At 63.6% G+C, this 17,450-nt stretch carries 16 protein-coding genes; 9 read left to right on the top strand and 7 right to left on the bottom strand.

The features are described from left to right. Positions 1-12: 12 nt before the first annotated feature. Both AC0L2A_RS12870 and AC0L2A_RS12865 read right to left on the bottom strand, forming a co-directional pair. On the bottom strand, positions 13-1,443 hold the full coding sequence (locus AC0L2A_RS12870; protein WP_473609120.1) for an FAD-binding oxidoreductase: 1,431 nt from the start codon (positions 1,441-1,443) through the stop codon (positions 13-15). 10 nt (positions 1,444-1,453) lie between these two features. Then, positions 1,454-2,425, bottom strand: coding sequence for an L-threonylcarbamoyladenylate synthase (locus AC0L2A_RS12865; RefSeq protein WP_473609118.1), 972 nt, complete (start codon positions 2,423-2,425; stop codon positions 1,454-1,456). Positions 2,426-2,599: 174 nt separating this feature from the next. Between AC0L2A_RS12865 and AC0L2A_RS12860 the strand changes: the two genes are divergently transcribed. Next, complete coding sequence (locus AC0L2A_RS12860) at positions 2,600-3,058, top strand: hypothetical protein (RefSeq protein ID WP_473609117.1); 459 nt, start codon at positions 2,600-2,602, stop codon at positions 3,056-3,058. A gap of 34 nt (positions 3,059-3,092) precedes the next feature. On the opposite strand, the gene glyS is transcribed toward AC0L2A_RS12860, so the two are convergent. After that, positions 3,093-5,516, bottom strand: coding sequence for a glycine--tRNA ligase subunit beta (gene glyS, locus AC0L2A_RS12855; protein WP_473609116.1), 2,424 nt, complete (start codon positions 5,514-5,516; stop codon positions 3,093-3,095). Positions 5,517-5,903: 387 nt separating this feature from the next. Then, on the bottom strand, positions 5,904-6,947 hold the full coding sequence (locus AC0L2A_RS12850; RefSeq protein ID WP_473584533.1) for a glycine--tRNA ligase subunit alpha: 1,044 nt from the start codon (positions 6,945-6,947) through the stop codon (positions 5,904-5,906). 294 nt (positions 6,948-7,241) lie between these two features. Here AC0L2A_RS12850 and AC0L2A_RS12845 point away from each other — a divergent pair, with 294 nt between their 5' ends. After that, positions 7,242-9,092 carry a patatin-like phospholipase family protein gene (locus AC0L2A_RS12845; RefSeq protein WP_473609114.1) on the top strand — a complete coding sequence of 617 codons (1,851 nt, stop codon included), beginning with the start codon at positions 7,242-7,244 and terminating at the stop codon, positions 9,090-9,092. Positions 9,093-9,159: 67 nt separating this feature from the next. On the opposite strand, the gene AC0L2A_RS12840 is transcribed toward AC0L2A_RS12845, so the two are convergent. Both AC0L2A_RS12840 and AC0L2A_RS12835 read right to left on the bottom strand, forming a co-directional pair. Continuing rightward, positions 9,160-10,935: a tetratricopeptide repeat protein gene (locus AC0L2A_RS12840; protein ID WP_473609148.1), complete on the bottom strand. Its 1,776-nt coding sequence runs from the start codon at positions 10,933-10,935 to the stop codon at positions 9,160-9,162. 93 nt (positions 10,936-11,028) lie between these two features. Continuing rightward, positions 11,029-11,448, bottom strand: a complete 420-nt coding sequence (locus AC0L2A_RS12835) for a hypothetical protein (RefSeq protein ID WP_473609113.1) — start codon at positions 11,446-11,448, stop codon at positions 11,029-11,031. A 9-nt stretch (positions 11,449-11,457) separates the two neighbouring features. Between AC0L2A_RS12835 and AC0L2A_RS12830 the strand changes: the two genes are divergently transcribed. Then, positions 11,458-12,366, top strand: a complete 909-nt coding sequence (locus tag AC0L2A_RS12830) for a helix-turn-helix transcriptional regulator (protein ID WP_473609112.1) — start codon at positions 11,458-11,460, stop codon at positions 12,364-12,366. Between the two features lie 151 nt (positions 12,367-12,517). Here the strand turns inward: AC0L2A_RS12830 and AC0L2A_RS12825 are convergent, their stop codons facing one another. Next, positions 12,518-13,534: a polyprenyl synthetase family protein gene (locus tag AC0L2A_RS12825; protein ID WP_027152316.1), complete on the bottom strand. Its 1,017-nt coding sequence runs from the start codon at positions 13,532-13,534 to the stop codon at positions 12,518-12,520. Positions 13,535-13,696: 162 nt separating this feature from the next. Here AC0L2A_RS12825 and AC0L2A_RS12820 point away from each other — a divergent pair, with 162 nt between their 5' ends. The 6 genes from AC0L2A_RS12820 (at position 13,697) to moaB (ending at position 17,412) form a co-directional block, all read left to right on the top strand. Beyond that, positions 13,697-13,921 carry a putative signal transducing protein gene (locus AC0L2A_RS12820; RefSeq protein ID WP_027152315.1) on the top strand — a complete coding sequence of 75 codons (225 nt, stop codon included), beginning with the start codon at positions 13,697-13,699 and terminating at the stop codon, positions 13,919-13,921. Continuing rightward, positions 13,921-14,721 (top strand): tRNA1(Val) (adenine(37)-N6)-methyltransferase, encoded by an 801-nt coding sequence (locus AC0L2A_RS12815; protein ID WP_027152314.1) that lies wholly within the window; start codon positions 13,921-13,923, stop codon positions 14,719-14,721. The genes AC0L2A_RS12820 and AC0L2A_RS12815 overlap by 1 nt, the downstream gene beginning before the upstream one ends. Positions 14,722-14,806: 85 nt before the next feature. After that, positions 14,807-15,673: a S49 family peptidase gene (locus AC0L2A_RS12810; RefSeq protein ID WP_473609110.1), complete on the top strand. Its 867-nt coding sequence runs from the start codon at positions 14,807-14,809 to the stop codon at positions 15,671-15,673. An 81-nt stretch (positions 15,674-15,754) separates the two neighbouring features. Beyond that, positions 15,755-15,940, top strand: coding sequence for a membrane protein (locus AC0L2A_RS12805; RefSeq protein WP_027152312.1), 186 nt, complete (start codon positions 15,755-15,757; stop codon positions 15,938-15,940). Between the two features lie 40 nt (positions 15,941-15,980). After that, on the top strand, positions 15,981-16,868 hold the full coding sequence (locus tag AC0L2A_RS12800) for a 4-(cytidine 5'-diphospho)-2-C-methyl-D-erythritol kinase (RefSeq protein WP_473609147.1): 888 nt from the start codon (positions 15,981-15,983) through the stop codon (positions 16,866-16,868). Next, positions 16,855-17,412 carry a molybdenum cofactor biosynthesis protein B gene (gene moaB / locus AC0L2A_RS12795; RefSeq protein WP_473609109.1) on the top strand — a complete coding sequence of 186 codons (558 nt, stop codon included), beginning with the start codon at positions 16,855-16,857 and terminating at the stop codon, positions 17,410-17,412. Before AC0L2A_RS12800 ends, moaB begins: the two co-directional genes overlap by 14 nt. The last annotated feature ends 38 nt before the right edge of the window (positions 17,413-17,450 follow it).

The raw sequence follows: 17,450 nt of genomic DNA, 5'->3' as shown, positions 1-17,450 counted from the left end.
ACGGCGAAAGGATCAGATAACCTTACCGGGATTCATGATGCCGGCCGGGTCGAAGGCCGTCTTCACCCTGCGCATCAGTTCGATCGCCATCGGCGGCGCTGTCGCGATCAATTCATCCCGCTTCAGCAGGCCGATGCCGTGCTCGGCCGAGATCGAGCCGTGAAGGCTGCGCACGACATCGTGCACGGCCTTGTTCATGGCGTGATAGAGCCCGAGAAACGCCTCGTCATCGCCACCGATCGGCCGGGAGATGTTGTAGTGGAGATTGCCGTCGCCCATGTGGCCGAAACACACCTCGCGCGCACCGGGGCTAACCGCTTGAACGGCGCCGGCTGCCTTTTCGATGAATTGCGGGATGGCCGCCACCGGCACAGAAATGTCGTGCTTGATCGAGGCGCCTTCGGGCTTCTGCGCCTCGGGCAGCAGCTCGCGGAAACTCCAGAAGGCATCGCCCTGCGCGATGCTCGCCGCAATCACCGCATCGCCGACGATCTCCTGCTCGAGGCCGGCTGAGAGCACCTCCTCGATGAGGGCCCTCGCATCCTCAGCCGAGCGACCCGAAGAGATCTGCATCAGCACATACCATGGCCAATCGCCGGACAGCGGCCGCACGACGCCTGGCGCGTGCAGCAGCGTAAAATCGTAGGGCCTCTGGCCGATCAGCTCGAAAGCAGTGAGTGCGGCACCGGCGCGATCCATCGCCAGGCTGAACAGGGACAGTGCCGCCTCAGGTGACGATAGGCCGGCAAAGGCCACCTCGCGCCCCTTGGGCTTTGGGAAAAGCTTGAGCACGGCGGCGGTGATGACGCCGAGCGTGCCTTCCGCACCGATGAACAGGTTTTTTAGATCGTAACCGGTGTTGTCCTTCTTCAGCTTGCGCAGATCGTCGAACACCTCGCCGGTCGGCAGCACCACCTCGACGCCGAGGCACAGCTCACGCGCATTGCCATAGGCGAGAACGCCGGTGCCGCCGGCATTGGAAGAGAGATTGCCGCCGATCTGGCAGGAGCCTTGCGCGGCAAGCGACAGCGGAAACAGCCGGTCGGCGGCATCGGCCGCTTCCTGCAGCGTCTGCAGGATGACTCCGGCCTCGACGGTGACCGTGTTGGACAGGACGTCGATCTCGCGGATGCGGTTCAGCCGCGACAGCGACAGCACGATCTGGCGGCCGGACGTGTCCGGCACCTGCGCGCCGACCAGCCCGGTGTTGCCGCTTTGCGGCACGACCGGCGTTCGCGTCTCGGTTGCCAGCTGCATGATGCGGCTGACCTCGTCGACGCTGCCGGGCCTCAGCACCAGCGCCGTCCGGCCATGCCACAGGCCGCGCCTCTCCGTGAGGTAAGGCGCGATATCCTGCTGGTCGCGAAGCGCATATCTATCGCCGACGATTGCCGCAAAGCGGTCGATGAGGGCGGGGTCGATATCCCTTGAGATGTCGTTCATGGATGGGAAACTATGGTGCTCCATCGATCTTGTCACGAGGGGCGGCGGCGCGCGAAAGCCGGTCGTTGATCGCCTCGCCCAGCCCGTCGGAGGGGATCGGCTCGACGGCGATTGTCTTGGCGCCGCTGCGATCGAGATCCTGCATATGGGCAAAGAGGTTGGCCGCGGCCTCGCGCAGGTCGCCGGTTGCGGACAGGTTGCGCAAGGCGGCGGCGCCTTGCCAGCCTTCCGCACGGCGGGGGCCGAACGCCAGCAAGGCTTCGCCCTTTGCGACTTTTGCGGCGTTGACCCGCACCGCAGCACCCGGCGCGTAATGCGAGGCGAGCATGCCCGGCGCCTCGATGCCCGCCGCGCCGCGCCGCAGCTTCCTGCCGGCGGCCGCTTCGATCTCTTCGGCGGCAATGCCGCCCGGCCGCAGCAGTTGCAGCTTTTCGCCCTCTATCTTCACGATTGTCGATTCGACCCCGACCGACGTCGCGCCGCCATCGATCACCAGCTTGATTTTTGGACCGAGATCGGCGGCCACTGCCTCCGCCGTCGTCGGGCTGATCCTGCCTGAGGAATTGGCGCTAGGCGCTGCAAGCGGGCGTCCGAGCCTGGCGATCAGTTGGCCGCCAAAGCCTTTCGGCATGCGCAGCGCGATCGTATCGAGCCCGGCGGTGACCAGCGGATGAATGCCGTTGCCGGGCCGCTGCGGCAGCACCAGCGTCAGCGGTCCCGGCCAGAATGTCTGCGCCAGGCTTTTCGACACGGGATCGAACAGCGCGATGCGCTCAGCCATCGCCAGATCGGCGACATGGGCGATCAGCGGATTGAAGCGCGGCCGGCCCTTGACCTCGAAGATGCGCGCCACGCCAACGCCATTGGTGGCATCGGCGGCCAGCCCGTAGACGGTTTCGGTCGGAATGGCGACGACATCGCCGCCTTCGAGCAGCGCCAGCGCCCGCTCCATCGCCTCGCCGGCGGCAAGTATCTCAGCCACTCTCATCACCTTACAGAAGCGGGACCTTACGGATGTCGGTGCGTAATACGGTGACGTTCACGGGGCAAGTCCGGCGGAAGCGAATTGCCAATCGCTAAAATGCTGGCTTTCCTGGCAAGCCCGCATCAATTTCCGGACGCTATGGTGCCGGCTTGTTGGGCAAGGGGAACTATCATGGTCTGGGTGCGTATTTTGGGGGCGCTTGGCCTCACTCTGGCGGCGGGCACAGCACAGGCTTCGTCCTTCGTTGTTCCCGGTGCACCATCCTCGACCCCGTCCGTCATCAGGCTCGGCGCGCCTGAGCCGGCGAAGGTGGCTGGCAACTCCTCGACGCCATCGATCGTGGCGCTCGGCGAACCAGTGCCCGATGTCACCTATGAAAAAGTTTCTGCGATCCCGAGCCAGCCCGAGCCCAAGCATGATTTCACGCAAAGCCCGATGATCATTCGCGGCGGCATCGTCGGTGACGCCTTCACAAAGCCGGCGCCCAGCCCCGCACCTGCTGCGGCAACTGCTGCCGCAGCGCCCGGGGCAGCTGCAAAATCCGAAAAAAAAACAACGGCAACGAACAGCCCGCCTGAGCCCGCAGCGCCGCAACCAACGCCCATCCCCGAGATCGACCAGGCCAGATAGAAGTTCGCGGGACGCTCGCCTGAACTGCCAAGCCTCAGCCGGCGATCTTCGAGAAATCTGCGACCTGGTCGGTCGCTGCCCGGATGCGCGCCAGCAACGCCAGGCGGTTGGCACGCACGGCCTGGTCCTCATCATTCACAAGAACACGTTCGAAGAATGAATCAACCGGTTCACGCAACGCGCTAAGCGCCAGCATGGCGGCGGAAAAGTCTTCGTTGTGAATCGCTTGGCCGGCTTCCTTCTCGGCCTGGTTCACCGCGGCAAACAGCGATTTCTCGGCATCTTCCCGGAATAGAGCCGGCTCAACATTTTCGGCGATCGTCGTTTTCTTCTTCTCTTCGGCCGCCAGGATGTTGGCCGCGCGCTTGGTGCCGGCAAGCAGGTTCTTGCCGTCCTCGGTGTCTAGGAAGGTGCCAAGGGCTTTGACACGGCGGACGATTTGCAGGAGATCGTCGTTGGACCGCGAAGCCGCCTCATCCGGCCGCGCTGCGGCCACCTTCTCCCCGAGGGGAGAAGAGGTCGCCAACGCCGGTGCCAGCCTCTTCTCCCCAGCGGGGAGAAGGTGGCCCGAAGGGCCGGATGAGGGGGCAGCGCCACCGGCCAACACCGCATCGATCAAGTCATGCCGCGCGCCCTGGTCGCGCAGATAGACTTTTAGGCGGTCGTGGAAGAAGGACAGGAGGTCGGCGCTAAAGGGCCGTCCGGACGCAAGATAGTTCGCCATCTGGTAAGCGCGGTCGAAGAGAGATGTCAGCGCAAGCCGGACACGATTCTCGACCAAAATCCTGATCACTCCCAGCGCCGCCCTCCTCAACGCATAGGGGTCTTTCGACCCGGTCGGCTTTTCGTCAATCGCCCAGAACCCGACCAGCATGTCGAGCTTGTCGGCGAGCGCAACGGCCACCGATACCGGATCGGTCGGCACGCGGTCCGACGGGCCCTGCGGCTTATAGTGCTCCTCGATGGCGGCGGCGACCGAGGGATGCTCGCCCTGCAGCAGCGCGTATTTGCGGCCCATGGCGCCCTGCAATTCCGGGAACTCGCCGACCACCTCGGTGGTGAGGTCGGCCTTGGCCAGGACGACAGCGCGACGTGCAAGCGCGGTAATCTCCCCCCTTGAGGGGGAGATGTCGCCGAAGGCGACAGAGGGGGTCGCTGATCCACGCGCAACGACCCCCTCTGGCCTGCCCTCTTTGCCACTACTTGGCATCTCCCCCTCAAGGGGGGAGATTCCGCTCGCCACTATCGGCGCCAGTTCTTCGGCCAGCCTCTTGATCCGCTCCACCCGCTCACCCTGCGTGCCGAGCTTGGCGTGGAAGGTGACGCCGAGATGGTCGAGGCGGGCCATGCGCTGGTCGAGCGGCTTCTTGAGATCGAGCCCGAACTTTTCCGCCGATGCCTGCAACTGGTCGAGGTCGGGCAAATCGCCCTGGTCGGTTTTCCAGAAATAGAGCGCGTCGGAAAGGCGGGCGCGTACCACCTTGCCGTTGCCGTGGGCGATCTCCTTGCCGCCGTCGCTGGCCTCGATGTTGGCGGTCAGGACGAAGCGGTTGGAAAGCTCCTCGCCGGTGCCCTGCGGCCGCGTCACAAAACACTTCTGGTTGGCGCGGATCGTCAGCCGGATCACCTCGGCCGGAATGGCGAGAAAGTCCTGCTCGAATTCGCCCATCAGCACGACCGGCCATTCGACCAGGCCTGACACTTCCTCAAGCAGCCCCTCGTCCTCGACAAGGTTGAGCCCGTTGGCGAAAGCGAGATTCCTGGCGTCGGCAAGGATGATCTGCTTGCGCCGGTCGGCGTCGAGCACAACCTTCGCCGCCTCCAGCTTGGCGGCATAGTCGTCAAAACGGCGCACGCCGATGGCGCCCGGCGCATGAAAACGATGGCCGTAGGTGATGTTGCCCGAGCGGATGCCGTCGATCTCGAAATCGACGACCACCGGCTCCTCGGTCTCCGGGCCGAAGGTGCAGAGGATGGACTGCAGCGGCCTCACCCAGCGCAACGATCCCGGTTTCGCCGAGGCCGGCCCCCAGCGCATCGATTTCGGCCATGGAAAGTCGCGGATGATGCCCGGCACCAGTTCGCCGATTATCGTCTCGGCCGCCCGGCCCGGCTTCGAGATATGGGCGACAAAGAAGTCGCCCTTCTTCGGATCGGCGTGGACATGCGCCTCGGCGATCGAGGAAAGACCGGCCTTGCGCAGAAAACCCTGGACCGCCTGTTCGGGCGCCTTGGTCGAGGGTCCCTTGATCTCCTCGCTTATGTCCTTCGAGCGCGCGATCACGCCGCGAATGTCGAGCGCCAGCCGGCGCGGCGTCCAATATTCGCGCGCCGCCTCATAGGTCAGCCCGGCCTCGACCAAACCGTCCGTCATCATCTTCTTCAGGTCGCCCGCCGCCTTGCGCTGCATGCGCGCGGGGATCTCTTCCGAACGGAGTTCTAAAAGCAGGTCGGGCATAAATTGTGCTCACGCGGCGAAATGGTCCAGGCGGCATAGCAACTCGGCTGGCCCCATGCAATCGGCGCATCCACGGACGTTTGCCAAAATATTCCGCTGTCTGTCGGGTCGAAGCGGGGTCGTCCGTCCTTGGGTCAAAGATCTCCATGAACCGAACGCAGCGCTGAAGCGACCAACGCTCAGGCAGAGAACTATTGGCTGAACGACTATGAAGACGGCATCGACATTCCTGCAGATCCTCGCGCTCAGCGCCTGTTTTGCGGCGCAGGCTCATGGCACGTTCACGATGCCTGGCGTTAGACAAGCGCTGCGGACAATGGCTGGTTCCAGCGGTCAAGGCGTATTGCCAATCAGCGCTTCAGTCGAAATCGCAAACAGCCTGTGGAGCTAAGCCGCCAGCCCGCCCGCCTGCGTCAGCAAAAACGCCTCGCCGCAGGCTTTCGCCAGATTGCGCACCCGCAAGATGTAGCTCTGCCGCTCGGTGACCGAAATCACGCCGCGTGCGTCGAGCAGGTTGAAGACGTGGCTGGCCTTGATGCACTGGTCGTAGGCGGGAAATACCAGACGGTGGTTCCCCTCCCCCTTGAGGGGGTGGCCAGACGCGGGAGGAGTCGCTGGGACCTTGCTTGCGGTGCCTTCTGAGGCGACCCCCTCTGCCCGCTCCGCGGGCATCTCCCCCTCGAGGGGGGAGAGGGGCGCGCCGGCATCGAGCAGCGCCTTGCACTCGGCTTCGGCGTCTTCGAAATGCCGAAGCAGCATCGCGGTATTGGCGAATTCGAAATTGTGCCGCGAATATTCCTGCTCGGCCTGCAGGAAGACCTCGCCATAGGTCACCTTGTCGGCGCCGTCGCGGCCGTTGAAGTTGAGGTCGTAGACATTGTCGACGCCCTGCACATACATGGCCAGGCGCTCCAGCCCGTAGGTGAGCTCGCCCGCCACCGGCGCGCATTCGATGCCGCAGACCTGCTGGAAATAGGTGAACTGCGACACTTCCATGCCGTCGCACCAGCACTCCCAGCCCAGCCCCCAGGCGCCGAGCGTCGGGCTTTCCCAGTCGTCCTCGACGAAGCGGATGTCATGCAGAAGCGGATCGACGCCGATCGCCGCCAGCGAGCCGAGATACAGTTCCTGCAGGTTGGGCGGGTTCGGCTTCAGGATCACCTGGTACTGGTAATAGTGCTGCAGCCGGTTCGGGTTCTCGCCGTAGCGCCCGTCCTTGGGCCGGCGCGAAGGCTGCACATAGGCCGCGTTCCAGCGCTTTGGCCCCAGCGCGCGCAAGGTCGTCGCCGGGTGGAACGTGCCGGCACCGACTTCCATGTCATAGGGCTGGAGAACGACGCAGCCATAATCCGCCCAGTAGTTATGCAAAGTCAGGATCAGCCCCTGGAACGAGCGGCTGGGATGCATATGGGCTGGGATATCAACTGTCACGGCGGCCTCGACGGGAAAGGCGGGGATGCGGCCCTCCCTAGAGCGCCCACCGGCAAGCGTCAAGGCAAGGGGCCGGCCGCAGCCAGGGCAATCGGGTGAGCTAACGCGTGACATACGGCGCAAGTGAAATCGTCGACACGCCGAAACGGCAGGGACGTGGCGGCCTGATCGTGGCCCTTCCTGGGAGCCAGAGATGAGAGCGCCCAGCGATCAGTCCCGCGCCTCAGCCGTCGGCGGCTCTCATGTGTGGTATCATCCGGCGGGGCGTCCAGCACCCTCGAGGAGACAAAAGTCATGAATTCCCAAGGGATGGCTCAGATGTCCTCCGTCGATTCTCTTGCAGCGAGTTTATTGTCGGCAACATTGATGTTCGATCGGGCGTCGTTGCTGGCGCTCGAGGCTTTAGCTGCCGAATCCGACCGTCGGGTCCTGAGACGCGGTGAGGTTCTGGTTCGCGAAGGCGATGCGTCGGACAGGTTTTTCATCGTGCTGTCTGGACGCTTTACGGTACACAAAGGAGATTCGACTGGATCGGTCGCCGAGATCGCGCAGGGTGAACTCATCGGTGAAATCGGTTTCTTCGCGGGACTACCCCGCATGGCCACTGTCCTTGCAGCGCGCGATTCGATCGTTCTTGAAATCGGTCGCAGTCATTTCGAGAAGGCGGCCGAGACATTGCCGAGCCTGAGAGAGGCGGTCACGGTATTTCTGGCGCGCCGGTTTGCCATCCAATCTTCGAGTTCGTCGCGTCTCAAGGAACCCGCCAAGATCCGAACGCTTGCGATCATTGCAGCCGGCGGAAGTTGCATCTCACCGGTGTTCATCCAGCACCTGCGGCAAGCGTTCGGCGCGGCCACGCGCGCTCGGTTCGTTTCCCGGCTTGACATCCAAGCGAAGTTCCCAGGTCTTCCGATCGACGACCAGCCGATCCTTAACTGGTTGAACGAACTGGAGGCGGAAGCCCAATTCATCGTCTATGTTGCCGATGAGGAACCTAATGAATGGACCCAAGTCTGCATTCGCCAGGCCGATACCGTCCTGTTGCTGGCCAACGCGTCCTGCTCGCCTCGCCTGAACCCGTCTGAGGAACTGACGCTATCGGTCCATCCGCCATCGACCAGTCGGCTTGTCCTAATTCACGACAATCGCTCGGCTGCGGTCTCCGGTACCTCTGCATGGCTCGATGATCGACCCTATGTTGACCAGCATCACCATGTAGCGCTGGACGACGGGTCCGATTTCCAGCGCCTGGTCCGATTTATTTCGGGCAAGGCACTGGGCTTCGTGGCGGCAGGGGGTGGGTCCCTCGGCAGCACTCATTTAGGCGTCTACAAGGCTTTCGTTGAGGCGGGCGCTTGCTTCGACTATCTCGGCGGGACAAGTTCCGGCGCGGCGATGATGGCCGGCTTCGCAAGAGGCTTGGATGCCGACCAGATCGACCGAGGCACCCACAACATATTTATCAAGAGCCGGGCGTTTCGCCGTCCCACCTTGCCGCATTTCGCGCTTCTGGATCACAAAGCGTTTGATCGGGCCCTTCGGCTGGAATACGGCGACGTTCTGATCGAGGATCTTTGGCTTCCGTTCTTTGCGCTTTCGACCAATCTGAGCAGCCGTCAGCCCCATGTTCACCGTCGTGGAAAGCTCTGGCACGCCGTTCGGGCGTCCGGCTCCATCCCGGGCGTCCTGCCGCCGTTCTTTACGGATGACGGCGATATGCTGGTGGACGGCGCTATCATGAACAATTTGCCGCTGGAGCAGATGAAGGAGCTCAAGACCGGACCCAATGTCATCGTTACCTTCGGGTCGAGTGCACCGCAGAAATACGACATAGACTATGACCGCATCCCCGGAGCTTCCGAACTGGCATTGGCCTTGCTGAACCCTTTCGGTCGTGCCCGCTTGCCTCGGGTTCCCAGCATGCTTCAGGTCATTGCCTCGAGCATGCTGGCACACCGGCCGCAGGACATTGCCGTCGGCGAAGAGGATATCCTGATCTGTCCGGAGGTTTCCAACACGATCAGCTTCATGGATTGGAGTCGGCATTCCGAGTTGTTTTCGGATGCCTACGACCGTACGACCCGATGGATCGAGGAACAGAACGACTCAGGGCTCCGAGCGGTGCTCGGCACCGCGCACGATTAGCATGGCTTATAGTCCAGACCCTTAGCGACAGCGGCGACGAGCCCCGCATAATCGAATTCAGACGTATTCAGCCCTTTGGCGCAGTCGTCGGTTCGGGCTTGACCTTCGGGGTTTCCTGCGCCGTGTTGGATTCGATCGGCGGCAGGCCCTTCAGCAGTTTCTGCTGCAAGGCGGCGAGCACGCCGGGATCCGGCTTGAGGTCGCGAGCCTGGTTCCACTGGAAGGTGGCTTCCAATTTGCGACCGACGCGCCAATAGGCATCGCCAAGGTGATCGTTGAGCACCGGATCTTCCGGCTTCAACGAAACGGCACGTTCCAATTCGCGCACCGCATCGTCGAACCGGCCAAGGCGGAAATAGGCCCAGCCCAGCGAATCAACGATGTAGCCGTCACTCGGCCTGAGCTCGACGGCCTTCTGGATCATCTGAAGGCCTTCCTCGAGGTTGGTGTTCATGTCCACCCAGGAATAGCCAAGATAGTTCAGAACCTGCGGCTGGTCGGGGAACAATTCCAGCGCCTTGCGGAAATTCGGCTCGGCCTTCGGCCACTCCTTCAGTCGCTCATAGGCGATGCCGCGCTGGTAGAAAATGTTCCAATCGGCGCGGGTCGGGGCCTTCAGCATCGCCACCGCCTTGTCATAGAGACCGGCCGCGGAGCGGAAATCCTCCTTCGAGGCATAGACGCCACCGAGCGCCTGAAAAGCGCGCATGTCGTCGGGACGCGCTTCGACGAGGGCCTTCAGATGGGCGATGGCCTCGTCATAGCGGTCGAGATCTGCAAGGTTGAGGCCGAGCTGCAGTTCCGACAGCGTCTTCAGCGGCGAACCGGCCGGGATGCGGCGATAGAAGGCGATGGCGCCCTCGCCGTCCTTCAACTGCTCGGAGACGGCGGCGAGTTGGACGAGGGCCGCGTCGCTGTCGGGCCTCAGTGCCAGGGCGTATTGCAGATAGAGGCGGACGAACGGCTCACCGCCGCCGCGATTGAGCGCGGTGGCGAGATCGAGCAGAATTTCCGAGGCGCCGTCGGACGGGCCGGCAACGAAGGGTTCGATCTTCTCGCCCTTGGTCATCCTGTCGCGAAGCGCCGATATCTCGACCTTGCCGGGTGCAAATGCCTCGGCCTGATCGAGCACGGACAGCGCCTTGTCCTTGTCACCCTTGCGGGCAAGGAAGGAGGCATAGGCCTGCGCGTTGCGCATCCAGGTTTCGGGCGCGGCGGCGCCGGTCGCGGTGTCCTGCAAGGTGGCGGCGTAGATCGCATCCGCCTTTTCGGGCAGGCCCGAGGCATCGGCGATAAGCCCGCGATGGAAGGATTTGAACAGGCCGAACCAGTCCGGGCCCTGCAGCTTTTCGATCGAGGCCATGGCCTCGCCAGGGTCGCCGGCGCCCTGCTTGGCCCAGCCGGTCATGACGCCGGAGATCAGCCGGTCGAGATCGGATTCGAGCGAAAGCTTGAGCCAGTATTCGGCCTTGGAAAAGTCCTTCTTGTGAAAGGAGCCGACGGCCAGCGCCAGGCGCGAGAACCGCTCGACGTCGGGAACCGTCTTGAGCTTGTCGGCATAGACCAGGGATTCTTCGAAGCGCCCCTGCGCGATCAGCGACAGCATCAGGCTTTGCTGCAACGAGGTGTCACCGGGAGCGAAGGCGAGCGCCTGCTTGTAGTAGGCGATGGCGCTGTCGAGATCATTGTCGCCTTCGGCGACCCGCGCGGCAAGATAGGCCCCCGAGAACGACGTGATATTGACTGGCTCGGTGGTCTCTTTGGCATAAGCGGGCAGGCCGGAGACCGCCATGCCCGTCACAATTGCTAGCCCTGTCAGCCAGCGCGCACATCCTTGCCGCATCATATCCCTTTCAGTCGAAGCCATACCCGCGTCAGCGGGATCGCCGTTGACTCGATCTTTCCACGTTAAGCATGGCCTTTTTGGGGTGAGGCTTCAACCCGGCCCGAATTCACAATCGGGTAATGCTATCAAAAACAATGCGGAAAGGCGCCAAATTGCGACCGTCGACGGCGATTTGCCGGCCTGACGCGCTGCCGGCCCGTCCTGCTGCAGCATCGGCGCCGCGATGCCGTAAGCGATCCGTAAGCGGCGGGCGTCGATAGTTTCCGCAACGGAATGACGCGTGGAGCCGTGCAGATGGATGCCATTGCTTCGCCCAGGAAGATGCCGATGCTGGAAATGCCGCAGGACCAGCAGGCCTTCGCCATTGTCGATCGAATCTACGAAGCGGCGTTCGCGGCCGAGCTGTGGCCGGAGGTATTGGCGGCGGCAAGCGCGATCTCCCGCTCGGCAAACGGCGCGATCTTTGTAGTCAGCGATCATTCGCCGGTCCGCGCCATCACCGAAACGCATCTCCAGCCCTTGCTCGATGAGTTCATGAAGGGAGACACTTGGCGGTTTTCCGAGAGCGTGAAGCGCTTGTGCGCGGCGCAGCCAGCAAGCTTTGTGCGGGTCGATAATTTCATCACCTGCGAGGAGATCGAGCGCGATCCCGTTCGCAAAAGTGCCACCGCGTTTGGCATCGGGCCGCATCTATGCACAGCCATCCCCATGCCTGGCGGCGAGCTTGTCCTTTTTGTCTTCCAGCGCTGGCTGAAGGACGGGAGTTATGACCAGGCCGCAATCGATCTGTTGAACGGACTGCGTCCGCACCTCGCACGGGCCGGCCTCGTCGCCGGGCGCCTGGGTCTGGAACGGGTCAGGACCGCCGTATCCATTCTCCGGGAAATCGGGCTGCCGGCCGCAATCATGAGTGGATCGGGCGGTGTGCTGACGGCCAATCCGCTTTTCGAAGGCATGGCGGACGTCTTCCTTCCCACAGCCCATGGCGGCATGGCGATTGCCGATCAAACTGCAAACGCGCTTTTCCAGCAGGCCATCGCGCAGAACCGGGATAACCGCGTCGTGCGGTCCATCCCGGTTGCGGCCATCAAGGGGCGGCCCGCGCTGGTCATTCAGCTGTTGCCGCTGCGCCGCGCCGCACACGATATTTTTTCGGGTGCAGATGTATTGGTTGTCGCAACCACGGTCGGTACCGGCGCCACTGTTCCGTCGCCCAATGTCCTTTCAGGCCTGTTCGACCTGACGCCGGCGGAAGCCCGGCTCGCCGTCGAGCTGGCCTCCGGCCATTCGGTGCAGGAGGCGGCCATGGAAATCGGCATCGCCGTCAAATCGGCCCGCACCTATCTCGAGCGAATCTTCCGGAAAACCGAAACCAGCCGTCAGAGCGAGCTCGTGGCGCTGCTGAAGAGCGCGTGGTCATTTTCATGACCTCGACAGTTTGCCGGGCGCGCTGACCGTCACAGAGCCCTGCCCTGCTGCTAACCATGCTGCTGCGGAACGTGCATGATTTCACCGCCGCAATTCCGGCAAGACCAAAATCACGGGCCGGCGCGGTGCCGGCCAAATGGCGGCGATATCTTCAGTTCACCCGGCTGATGCAGAAATCGATGACGTCGAGCAGTGCCGATTTCTGCGGCGTCGCTTCGAGCGGCGCCAGCGCGTCGCGGGCGATCTCGCCGAAATGGCCGGCGCGCCCGATGGTGTCGGCGATAGCGCCGTGGCGGGTCATCAATCCGATTGCCTTTTCCAGCCCGGCGTCATCGGTGACATTGTCCTCGATGGCGCGCTTCCAGAAGCTGCGTTCGGCCTTGGTGCCGCGCCGGTAGGCGAGGATCACCGGCAGCGTCACCTTGCCTTCGCGAAAGTCGTCGCCGACATTCTTGCCCAGATCCGTGCTGGTGCCGCCATAATCCAGCGCATCGTCGATCAGCTGGAAGGCAAGGCCGAGATTCATGCCATAGGAGCGCAGCGCCGCGCGATCGTTTCGCGTCGCCTGGGCGATGACCGGGCCGACCTCGGCGGCGGCCGAGAACAGGGCAGCGGTCTTGGCCTTGATCACCGCGAAATGCTCATCCTCCGTGGTTTCGAGGTTCTTGGCGGCGGCGAGCTGCATCACCTCGCCCTCGGCGATGATCGAGGCGGCGCTGGACAGGATGTCGAGCGCTTCCAGCGAACCGACATCGACCATCATGCGAAACGCCTGGCCAAGCAGGAAATCGCCGACCAGCACGCTCGCCTGGTTGCCCCAGATCATGCGGGCGGTCTTCTTGCCGCGCCGCATGCCGCTCTCGTCGACGACATCGTCGTGGAGGAGCGTGGCGGTGTGCATGAACTCGACTGATGTGGCGAGCTTGACATGGCCCTCGCCGGAATAGCCGAACATCTGCGCTGAGGCGAGCGTCAGCATCGGCCTCAGCCGCTTGCCACCTGAAGAGATCAGGTGGTTGGCAATCTCCGGGATCATCTCGACGTCGGAACCGGCCTTCGACAGGATCAATTTGTTGACGCGCCCCATATCGGCCGAAGTCAGGTCGATGAGATCCTTAATGGAGGCGGCTTCCCGCTTTCCGTTTTCGATGTTGAGAACGACACCCACGACAAACTCCCGTCTTATGTCACGCGCATGACGGCACCCCGATACCGCAGCAGACTCTAGGGCGCTACCCACAGGCACGGCAAGAGGCGATTTGGCGCGGTCGAGGTGGCGACGGAAGCCACCCACGTTTACATAGACGCTGCAACCTGCGAGTTTCGTCCTATGATAGAGCTTATCCGCACCAACGACGCCGTGATCATCTCCTTTGTCGAATCGCTGATGCGCGATGCCGGCATCGGCTGTTTCGTCGCCGACCAGAACATGAGCGTGCTCGACGGTTCGATCGGCATCCTGCCCAGGCGCATCATGGTCGACGCCGACCAGGCCGATGCGGCGCGGCGCATCCTGACGGATGCCGGCATCGCCAACGAGATGCGCCAGAAGTAATGCCCGCGGTGCGCGTCACCCTTGTCCAGGATACGCCGGCCCATACGGTCGATGCTTTTCATCGCGGGCGGTTCTGGCTGGTGCAGCCGAAACAGGCAGGCCATCGCGCCGGCATGGACGCCATGATGCTGGCGGCTGCGGTGCCGTCCTCCTTCGCCGGGCGCCTTGCCGATTTCGGCGCGGGTGCTGGCGCCGCAGGCCTGGCCGTGCTGTCGCGCTGTCCTGATGCCGAGGCCGTGCTCATCGAACGGTCTCCGGAAATGGCGGCCTTCGCCGCAACGACGCTTGCCCACCCCGGCAATGCGCATCTCAACGACCGCGCCTCGGTGCTCGCCGCCGACGTCGCGCTGTCGGGCCAGGCGCGAACCGCCACTGGGCTTGCCGACAACTCCTTCGATTTCGTCATCATGAACCCGCCCTTCAACGCCGCCGAGGATCGCGCCACGCCCGACCCGCTCAGGAAGGCGGCGCATGTGATGGAGGACGGGCTGTTCGACAGCTGGATCCGAAGCGCGGCTGCTGTGGTCAGGCCGCGCGGCGGTCTTGCCGCGATTGCCAGGCCCGATCAGCTCGGCGCCATCCTCGATGCGATATCAGGCCGCTTCGGCGACGCCGAGATGCTGGCCGTCCACCCCCGCCCCGAGGCAGCGGCGATCCGCATCGTCGTGAGGGCAATCCTCGGCGCACGCGGAAAACTGTCGATCCGCCCGCCGCTGATGCTGCACGCACAATCCGGTGACGGCCCCACGGAGCGGACCGAGATGATCAACAACGGGATGGCATCGCTGTTCGGCGACTGAGCCTTTTTGGCCGGCCGGCGTCGCGGCATTGCCGTTGGCCGGCGAATCCCTACATGCCTTCAAGGCAATTTTGACCGGAGACCCCGTGAAACGCTTCCTGAACCGCCTGCTGCCGAAATCCTGGCGCTCCGACATCGTCACCATTCCCGTCATCCGGCTGCACGGCACCATCATGCCCGGCGGCGGCCCGTTCCGGCCGAGCCTGTCGCTGGCATCCACCGCCGGCCCCATCGAGAAGGCGTTTTCCTTCGACGCGCCCGCCGTCGCCATTTCGATCAATTCGCCGGGCGGCTCGCCGGTGCAGTCGCGGCTGATCTTCAGACGCATCCGTGACCTGGCGAGCGAGAAGAACAAAAAGGTCCTGGTCTTCGTCGAGGACGTGGCGGCGTCGGGCGGCTACATGATCGCGGTCGCCGGCGACGAGATCTTTGCCGATCCGTCGTCCATCGTCGGTTCGATCGGCGTTGTGTCGGCCTCGTTCGGCTTTCCCGAGCTGTTGAAGAAGATCGGCGTCGAGCGCCGCGTCCACACGGCCGGCCAGAACAAGGCGGTGCTCGATCCGTTCAAGCCAGAGAAGAAGGAAGATATCGAGCGGCTGAAGGCGCTGCAGCTCGAGGTCCACGAGACCTTCATCGACCTCGTCAAGGACCGGCGCGGGGCCAAGCTCAAGGACGACCCGGACCTGTTCACCGGCCTGTTCTGGACCGGCAAGAAGGGACTGGAACTCGGCCTTGTCGATGAGCTCGGCGATATGCGCAGCGTGCTGAGGGCCCGTTTCGGGCCAAAAACCCAGCTCAAGCTGATCACGGCGCCGCGCGGCCTGTTCGGCCGCTTCGGCTGGTTCGGCTCAAGCAGAGGCGGCTTTTCGGCGCCCGAGATCGCCGCTGCTGCCGCAAGCGGCGTGATCGATGCGGCGGAAGAGCGCGCGCTGTGGGCGCGCTTCGGGCTTTGAAAAACCGGCGAAAGCGTTTAACTTGAAAGCTTGACCGGCCCGACCGGCGCCGCAGTCGGCCTTGCGAGGGAGGAGTTTGACATGCCACAGATCATTTTCTTTATCGCAGTCGGCCTGCTCGCCTATTTCGGCTATCGCTCCTTCGTCAGGGAAGCCGAGCGCGTGACGGCCAAGATACGGCGCACCGAAAAGCAGGCTAGCAACGGCACAATGGGCACGCTGGTCAGGGACCCGAAGACCGGCGAATACCGCCTGGCCAAGGACTGACATCATCCCCCTCGTGACTGAGACAGTGGCTTCCGGCAATATGGTCCGGGCATTGCATGCGCATGCCAAGTTAAATCTCGCGCTGCACGTCACCGGCAGGCGCGCTGACGGCTATCACACGATCGAGAGCCTGGCGGTGTTCACACGTTTCGGCGACCGGGTTGACATCGAGCTCGCCGACAGCGACGGATTTTTCGTGTCGGGCCGATATGCCTCCGCAGTCCCGCTCGAAGGCAGCAATCTGGTCGTTAAAGCGCGCGATGCGCTGCGAAAGCAGGCTGGTCCGCGGCATACGCCGCCGGTCGCAATCAAGCTCGAAAAGAACCTGCCGATCGCATCCGGGGTCGGCGGCGGGTCGAGCGACGCCGCAACGGCGCTGCGCGGGCTGGTTGAGATATGGAGGCTGGACCTCGACGATGCCGACCTGGCGCAGCTCGGCCTCTCGCTGGGCGCCGACCTTCCCATGTGCCTTATGGCAAAACCGCTGATCGCGCGCGGCGTCGGTGACGAACTGTCGGCCGTGCCGGGCTTTCCCGCACTTGGGCTGGTTCTCGTCAATCCCGGCACTGCCATCTCCACGGCCGAGGTGTTCAATGCGCTTCCCCATCGCGACAATGAGGGACTGCCGCCGCTGCCGCGCAGCCTCGACTTCCACAGCATCCGCAATTGGCTGGAGATCACGCGCAACGATCTCGAGCCTGCGGCACGGGCGATCCAACCGGTTATCGGCAAGGCGCTTTCGGTGCTCAACAAGGCCGGAGCGGGGTTCGCGCGAATGTCGGGTTCCGGTGCGACCTGCTTCGGGCTGTTCGAGACCGGCAATGTTGCCAAGCGCGCCGCCGTCGATATCCGCAGCCGCCATCCCGACTGGTTCGTCGCCGCGACGCGAAGCATGACATCGGAGCCTGACGCATATGGCCAGGATTGACGAAAGCCGTTCCTTCATTCCCGTGCGCATCGCGGTGCTGACCGTTTCCGATACGCGCAGCCCTGCCGACGACAAATCCGGCCAGGTGCTGGCCGACCGCATCGTCGAGGCCGGCCATATTCTCGCCGGCCGCGACATCGTCACCGACGACCGCGAGAAAATCCGCGACAAGGTTCAGAACTGGTCGAAGGACGAAGCGATCGATGTCGTCATCACCACCGGCGGCACCGGCTTTACCGGCCGCGACGTAACGCCGGAGGCGCTGGAGCCGATCTTCGAAAAGCGCATGGACGGCTTTTCCGAAGTGTTCCACCGCATTTCCTACGACAAGATCGGCACTTCGACGATCCAAAGCCGGGCGACTGGCGGCGTCGTCAACGCGACCTTCGTCTTCGTGCTGCCGGGTTCGCCCGGCGCCTGCAAGGACGCCTGGGACGGCATCTTGAAGCCGCAGCTCGACTACCGGCACATGCCCTGCAACTTCGTCGAGATCATGCCGCGCCTGGACGAGCATCTGCGGCGCGGCGGCACCAAGGCGAGTTAGACCAGGTTCTCAAAAGGCTGTTCGGGACCAAAACCAGC

This window comes from Mesorhizobium sp. WSM4844, from assembly GCF_055811775.1.
The sequence above is the reverse complement of the archived record's forward strand: the minus strand, read 5'-3'. Positions and strand labels throughout refer to the sequence as shown.

What these genes read in the sequence shown, in the direction of transcription:
- AC0L2A_RS12870 (WP_473609120.1), bottom strand. Translation starts at nt 1,443, where the DNA reads ATGAACGACATCTCAAGGGATATCGACCCCGCCCTCATCGACCGCTTT.
- AC0L2A_RS12860 (WP_473609117.1), top strand. Translation starts at nt 2,600, where the DNA reads ATGGTCTGGGTGCGTATTTTGGGGGCGCTTGGCCTCACTCTGGCGGCG.
- glyS (WP_473609116.1), bottom strand. Translation starts at nt 5,516, where the DNA reads ATGCCCGACCTGCTTTTAGAACTCCGTTCGGAAGAGATCCCCGCGCGC.
- AC0L2A_RS12845 (WP_473609114.1), top strand. Translation starts at nt 7,242, where the DNA reads ATGAATTCCCAAGGGATGGCTCAGATGTCCTCCGTCGATTCTCTTGCA.
- AC0L2A_RS12840 (WP_473609148.1), bottom strand. Translation starts at nt 10,935, where the DNA reads ATGCGGCAAGGATGTGCGCGCTGGCTGACAGGGCTAGCAATTGTGACG.
- AC0L2A_RS12835 (WP_473609113.1), bottom strand. Translation starts at nt 11,448, where the DNA reads ATGCGTTTCGGTGATGGCGCGGACCGGCGAATGATCGCTGACTACAAA.
- AC0L2A_RS12820 (WP_027152315.1), top strand. Translation starts at nt 13,697, where the DNA reads ATGATAGAGCTTATCCGCACCAACGACGCCGTGATCATCTCCTTTGTC.
- AC0L2A_RS12815 (WP_027152314.1), top strand. Translation starts at nt 13,921, where the DNA reads ATGCCCGCGGTGCGCGTCACCCTTGTCCAGGATACGCCGGCCCATACG.
- AC0L2A_RS12805 (WP_027152312.1), top strand. Translation starts at nt 15,755, where the DNA reads ATGCCACAGATCATTTTCTTTATCGCAGTCGGCCTGCTCGCCTATTTC.
- AC0L2A_RS12800 (WP_473609147.1), top strand. Translation starts at nt 15,981, where the DNA reads ATGGTCCGGGCATTGCATGCGCATGCCAAGTTAAATCTCGCGCTGCAC.
- moaB (WP_473609109.1), top strand. Translation starts at nt 16,855, where the DNA reads ATGGCCAGGATTGACGAAAGCCGTTCCTTCATTCCCGTGCGCATCGCG.